Raw genomic sequence first — 5,396 nt, 5'->3', positions numbered from 1 at the left:
GGTGCGGCCAGCGATTGCAGGCGTTGCGCCGTATTCACCGTGTCGCCGGTCACCGAATAGGATTTGGCGGCGCCGATGCCCAATCCTCCAGTAACGACCGGACCAGTGTTTATGCCGATGTGGAGTAGGAGAGGCGAGCCGGAGTAGGGGGTGCTTTCGCCGAGCCGCGCCGTCCGGGCGATCATGTCGAGAGCGGCGCGAAGCGCACGTTCCGGATCGTCCTCATGCGCGACCGGCGCACCGAACAAGGCGAGCAGTGCATCGCCGATGAATTTGTCGACGAAACCACCAAAGTTTCGCACGGCCGCCGTCAATTCCTTGAACAGTTCGTTCTGCAGCGTTTGCATGACCTCGGGGTCGAGCTGCTCGCTGAGTGTCGTGAAGCCGCAGAGGTCGGCGAACAGGACCGTGACCGTCCGGCGATCGGCGTCAGAGACAGAATGCGGCCCTTCTTCGCTTTCGATGTTCGGCGCCGCAGTTCGAGAAGGTGGCACAAAGGTCCGGCTTGGTGTCGGAGCAGGCCGTTCGACGGATTTTGCGGACGCACCGACGCTTGCCCCGCATTTCGGACAGAACTCGAAATCAGGTGCGCAGACATAGCCGCAACTGGCACATGACACGGGCTGGCGCCGGCCACACTTCGGACAGAAGGCGTAACCGCCCTCAATCTCGAAACCGCAGCCTGAGCAGTCCATGGAACAAGACCTCACTAGGGGCCGTGACGGCATGATCTCGCCACGCATTTCACGGCCAGGGCAATCACAAGGATGAACCGATAGCTCTCAACCGGCAAGCGGCAGCGCAAATAGCCATCGAGAGATCGGATGGTTCCTGCGGCAGAGCGCTGCCGAGCCGGGCGGTTGCGCGGCCGTCGTTTGCGAAAGTTCCCTCTACCCGCTGTCTTCCTGCTATCTTGGAGATAAGGAGACCGACGCATGAGCGAGAACCGCAAGCTGGCCGCAATCCTGGCTGCAGATGTGGTCGGATACAGCCGGCTCGCGAGCGCGGACGAAGAGCGTACCTTGGCGAGGTTGCGGACGCTGCGCAGCGACCTGATCGATCCCACCATCGCAGTCCACAACGGGCGGGTGATCAAGCGCACCGGCGATGGGGCGCTGGTTGAGTTCCGCAGTGTGGTGGATGCCGTGCGCTGCGCCGTTGAGATCCAGAACGGCATGGTTGAGCGCAATGCCGGCGTGCCGCAGGACCGCCGCATCGAGTTCAGGATCGGCATCCATCTGGGGGATGTGGTCGAAGAAAGCGACGGCGACCTGATGGGCGACGGCGTCAACATCGCCTCGCGTCTGGAGGGTGTCGCGGCGCCCGGCGCTATCTGCCTGTCCGAGGATGCCTATCGCCAGGTCAAGGCGAGGCTCGACCTTTCGGTCAGCGACCTCGGCAGCACACAGCTCAAGAACATCGCCGAGCCGGTCCGGGTCTATTCGCTGCAAGTCGGCGCGGGGGCCAAGGCGGCCGCGACCCCGGAAACCGCGACGAGCCGACCGGCTGCGGCCGTGCCGCCGAAGCTGTCGATCGCCGTGCTGCCGTTCGCCAACATGAGCGGTGACGCCGAACAGGACTACTTCGCCGACGGCATCTCCGAAGACATCATCACGGCGCTGTCAAAACTGTCGCAACTCTTCGTCATCGCACGCAATTCGTCGTTCACCTTCAAGGGCCAGAACGTCCATGTGCAGGAGGTGGGCGCGAAACTCGGCGTGCGGCATGTGCTCGAAGGCAGCGTACGCAAGTCGGGCAACAGGGTGCGGATCACCGCGCAGCTCATCGATGCAATTTCAGGCGGCCATCTTTGGGCGGAGCGGTTCGATCGCGACCTGACCGACATATTCGCCGTGCAGGACGACGTGACGCAGCAGATCGTCGGTGCGCTGGCGCTCAACCTGACCGACGATGCCCGGCAACGGCTGGCGCCGGAGCACCCGCGCAACACCGAGGCGTATGACTGTTTCCTGCGCGGCCGGGAGCTGTGGCACCGGCTGACGAAGGAGACGAACGTCGCAGCCCGCGATCTCTTGCAACGTGCCATCGAACTGGACCCGAACTTTGCCTCTGCCCACGCTTTCCTCGCCCTCACGCACGGCGTCGATTACCTGAACAGGTGGGGAGCGTCGCCGCCGGAATCGATGGCGCAAGCCGAAGAGGCCGCAACGCGGGCGGTAACGCTGGATGACAACGATCCCTGGGCGCACTGGGCGCTGGCGATAGCCAAGCTGTACACACGACGGCACGATGAGGCCATCGACGAGGTCGAGCGCGCACTGGTCCTCAATCCGAACTTCGCCGAAGCGCACGTCTGCCGCGGCGAAACGCTGTACTATTCAGGCAAATCCGAGGAGGCCCTCGAGAGTTTCGCCCGGGGAAAGTCCTTGAACCCGTACTTTGCGGATGTGCTTCTGCACTTCCAGGCTTTGGCGTTGTTTCAACTGGGACGATACAACGAGGCCGTTGACCTCCTGCTGCAACGGCTGGCTCGCAACGCTGTGACCGACGTCTCTCGCGCGCTCCTGGCCGCCAGCTACGGCCATCTGGGCCGTTTGGAGGAGGCCCGCGCGGCATGGCAGGACATGCTTCGCGTCAATCCCGACTTTTCGCTGGAATACCGTCGCAAAGTCTTGCCTTACAAGAACCCTGCCGATTTCGAACTCATGGTCGACGGGCTCCGCAAGGCCGGTTTGGTGCAATGACCGGGTAGCGGCCCGATCAGAGGCCGGAGGCCCGGCCGATCTTGCACCATCGGGCGTTTTCGCGCACCAGTTTCAGGTCGTCGGTGGTCTCGGCAAATGTCCGCGAACGGTATTGCCGGAGCAAGTCCGCGAAGGGCGCCCCTCCCGGCAGGCCGGCAAGCTGCTCGCGGACCGAGATCTTTTCATCGATGACCCGGGTGCCCCAGGCATTTTCCCGAACCTGCAGCTCCGCGGCCAGATCGCGCTCTTCCGGCGCGTTTTCATCCAGCGCAGCCAGCAGGATCGAGTGGAAAAGCGCTACATAGCCAATCTGTCTCAAGCCGCCCACGACCCGCACGCGCGGCAATATGGCAAGGACGAGGAACGTCAGGAACAAGTCCGGCAGCAGCACACCGTCCAGCAGCGCCTGCTTGAGATGCGGCCGCTCGAACGGGATGGAAAGACCATGCGGCCTGTCAGGCTCGATCAGCTGCCCGTTCTCGAGGACGAGCTTGCGCACGCGCTCCTCGCGGATGCCCCAGAAATAGGCGGTGGCATTGGGCAGGAATCTGCCAAATGGGCTCGATGCGGCCTCTTGCAAGGCATGCTCGAGACGCCGGCGCCTTGCGGGCTCGAAGAGCAGCCTGGAAAGAAGGCCGCCGTCATGGTCTAGATGCCGCGCCATGGCAGCAGCGGCGAGCCGGTCATCGATCAAAACCGGCAGGGCCATGCCGGAACGATCCCAACCGGCGACCAGATCCTCGTTGAGTTCTGTCAGCGCATCGGCGGCGGTTGCAAACACCTTGTCGTGGCTGGCGAGCAATGTGCCCAGCCAGCGGCTGGCATCCGTTTCGTCGCACACCGCTTCGAGGGCGCGCCTGTTGAGGGTGACGGGACCGGCCGCGCAAACGCTTTTGCGGCACAGTTTGTGGCGCCCCATGCCAAACAGGTTGACCTTGTCGTCGCCGACATCGAGCCAGCCCGGCCCCTCCCGGCCAATTGTCTCCATGGTCATCGTCGTTCCCATGAAGCCGAAGAAGGCCGACAGCCCGTTTTCGACCGCGCCGAGCCAAGCAAGCAGGAGGGCATCGAAGGTGATCCGGTCCATCAGAAGCAGGCAGTGCAGGCCGGACTGAATCACCGGTCTGTGCTCGAACTCTTCGAGGATCTTGCCGATCTCCTCAGGCTGCATGATCGCACCGAGGCGCTGATGCAGGACTTCGCGCAGGATCGAGCGGGCAGCGATCGCCGGGCCGGATGCAGGCCTTGCTACCGGCCGCCACAGATGGCGGGCGTAATCGGAAACCGATGCATTCCAGTTCTGCTCGATGTCACGCACGACTTCCGGGCAGAGCAGCGACAGCACAGCCAGAATTTCCACCGGAGGCGTAGGGGCTGGGGCGAAGACGGCGGTCATCAGAACCGCAGCCGGGCCATGCTCAGAAGGTCGTGATACTGCCCGTCGGTAAAGCCGGCCTTCACATGCCGGCCTTCGACCTCGAAGCCGTGGCTGGTGTAGAGGCGGATGGCCGGCTCGTTGTCGGCATAGACGGTCAATTCGACCCGCTTCAGCGCGCGCCAATTGTCGGCAACGTCAAGCAGCGCGCCAAGTATGGCAGAGCCGATGCCCTTGCCGACAAAGGCATCGTCAAGGCCGATATTGATCTCGCCTATATGCGAACGGCGCGGCGAACCCTGGACAACCAGGTTGCCATGGCCGACGATCCTGCCGTCCAACTCGGCAACGATCCAGGTGGTTTCCTGGCCGCACTTGGCGATGCGCCGCTCCACCTGCTCCACCATCTCGAAAGGCATCCTGAGCGTGCCCCAGCGGAAACCCGGCATGTTGAAGATAGCGCAAAGCGCCTCCGCATCGCTTGGCCGCACGGCTCGAAGCTGCGGCCGGATTTTCTCGGATGGCGAGGTCGTGCTGGTCATGGCGTTCCCGGCTACAGCAATTCCAGGAAAAGTGTGAGCGGTTTTCCGCCCGGAATTGCGTCAGAACAAAGGATAGAGCAATTCGCCGTTTCCTTGAAACGGTGAAGTGCTCGAACCCAATCGGCCCGGCACGATGCGCCGGGCGGCACCTGAAAATCCAGCTATCTCTGCAGCCTATGACGCCGATTGCGAGCCAAAATACCGGGAGGCGGCGTAGAGTTTGAAGGCGCCGCTGATGCCGATCCAGCCGAAAAGCGCGAGCCAGCACAATGTCCTGGTCGCACTCCAGTCGATCCGGTGCACCGCAGCGTCGGTGATGACGAGGCCAAGGATGGCAAGCAGGCCGACCAGAAACTGCGCCAGGCCGAGCACCAGCAGTTCCTCGCGCGGCGCGTTTTTCCAGACGAGATAGGCGCCGCCAGCGCCGGCGAGGAAGATGGCGCTGTAGACCTGGGCGTGGAAGGGATCGACCGGCCATGGCCAGGTGCTGCTGACCCTTTGAGGGAATAGCAACATGCCGATGCCATAGAGGCCAAGGATCGCGGCTTCCGCCAACATGTAGCCGCGCCACGCGGGGTTAGGGGTCACGCCTTTTGCTGGGGGATAGGCCCTGGTCCGCCAAAGGAACAGCCCGGATACCGCCGCCGAGGCAAGATAGACCAGGAACCAGAGCCAGGCCGCTTTTCGCTCGAAGTTGAAATAGCCGAGATTGATCAACGAAACCGCCGACACGATGACGGTGAAGATGAAGGCCATGACGAGGACGAGCCAGCC

General features: G+C 63.2%; 5 protein-coding genes. 1 reads left to right on the top strand and 4 read right to left on the bottom strand.

Features of this window, described 5'->3' with window-relative positions; all coding sequences use genetic code 11:
* Positions 1-695: adenylate/guanylate cyclase domain-containing protein (locus EOA36_RS26265; RefSeq protein ID WP_189553362.1), on the bottom strand; the 695-nt coding region annotated here is incomplete at its 3' end.
* Positions 696-935: 240 nt separating this feature from the next.
* Here EOA36_RS26265 and EOA36_RS26260 point away from each other — a divergent pair.
* On the top strand, positions 936-2,705 hold the full coding sequence (locus EOA36_RS26260) for an adenylate/guanylate cyclase domain-containing protein (protein ID WP_127280039.1): 1,770 nt from the start codon (positions 936-938) through the stop codon (positions 2,703-2,705).
* Between the two features lie 16 nt (positions 2,706-2,721).
* Here the strand turns inward: EOA36_RS26260 and EOA36_RS26255 are convergent, their stop codons facing one another.
* From EOA36_RS26255 to EOA36_RS26245, 3 genes are all read right to left on the bottom strand, one after another.
* Positions 2,722-4,101 (bottom strand): hypothetical protein, encoded by a 1,380-nt coding sequence (locus tag EOA36_RS26255; protein ID WP_127280038.1) that lies wholly within the window; start codon positions 4,099-4,101, stop codon positions 2,722-2,724.
* The gene (locus EOA36_RS26250; RefSeq protein ID WP_127280037.1) at positions 4,101-4,622 is read right to left on the bottom strand and encodes a GNAT family N-acetyltransferase; all 522 of its coding nucleotides are present in this window, start codon (positions 4,620-4,622) and stop codon (positions 4,101-4,103) included. Before EOA36_RS26250 ends, EOA36_RS26255 begins: the two co-directional genes overlap by 1 nt.
* 174 nt (positions 4,623-4,796) lie before the next feature.
* A partial coding sequence (locus EOA36_RS26245; RefSeq protein WP_127280036.1) for a hypothetical protein occupies positions 4,797-5,396 on the bottom strand: 600 nt, incomplete at its 5' end.

It is taken from the genome of Mesorhizobium sp. M8A.F.Ca.ET.021.01.1.1 (assembly GCF_003998025.1).
Taxonomy (GTDB): Bacteria; Pseudomonadota; Alphaproteobacteria; order Rhizobiales; family Rhizobiaceae; genus Mesorhizobium.
Note: the sequence above shows the minus strand (reverse complement) of the source record. Positions and strands in the feature narration are given on the sequence as shown.

Excerpts from the sequence above, each read along its gene's own strand:
- EOA36_RS26260 (WP_127280039.1), top strand. The coding sequence starts at position 936 with ATGAGCGAGAACCGCAAGCTGGCCGCAATCCTGGCTGCAGATGTGGTC.
- EOA36_RS26255 (WP_127280038.1), bottom strand. The coding sequence starts at position 4,101 with ATGACCGCCGTCTTCGCCCCAGCCCCTACGCCTCCGGTGGAAATTCTG.
- EOA36_RS26250 (WP_127280037.1), bottom strand. The coding sequence starts at position 4,622 with ATGACCAGCACGACCTCGCCATCCGAGAAAATCCGGCCGCAGCTTCGA.